Raw genomic sequence first — 484 nt, 5'->3', positions numbered from 1 at the left:
TTTGTCAAAAAAAGTGTTGCCATTCCAACTCAACCACAACATACTAACTAATTTATATATTTAATTTGTTGTTTTTCTATAATTGGATAACTAATTAACTTATGACTATCTAAGTCTTCTTTATTCATATCAATTGCAGTAATTTGGCTGTCTTCATATGTCCGATAATAATAGATTCCTTTGTCAACATTGCAACAAGAAGAATAAATTGTATATTCATATTTTCCATCACCAACATCACACNTTGTTCTACTGAACCTAAGATATGGAAAAATTGACTAATACTTTCTGACTCTGAATCTCCAGATACAGAATTCAGCTTCGTAAAAGTCGCTTTAACAAAACGAGATACTGAGGATAAATCTCCAGGCAAGCCTATCCCTCCCATACCGCGGCTATAGGCATTCAAACTTATTTGATTTGAAAAATTATTTTTAGGAGTTTCACTCGATAAGACACGATAATTGTTTAAATTAAATAATTG

The 484-nt window shown here is 30.8% G+C and carries 2 pseudogenes; both read right to left on the bottom strand.

Features of this window, described 5'->3' with window-relative positions:
* Window positions 1–47 precede the first annotated feature (47 nt).
* Window positions 48–243, bottom strand: a pseudogene (locus tag RV13_RS21470) (linear amide C-N hydrolase); the annotation flags it as partial.
* 1 nt (window position 244) lies between these two features.
* Window positions 245–472, bottom strand: a pseudogene (locus RV13_RS21465) (linear amide C-N hydrolase); the annotation flags it as partial.
* Window positions 473–484: the final 12 nt, after the last annotated feature.

The organism is Enterococcus raffinosus, assembly GCF_001886185.1.
Lineage (GTDB): Bacteria > Bacillota > Bacilli > Lactobacillales > Enterococcaceae > Enterococcus_A > Enterococcus_A raffinosus.
This window is presented reverse-complemented; position numbering and strand designations above follow the sequence as displayed.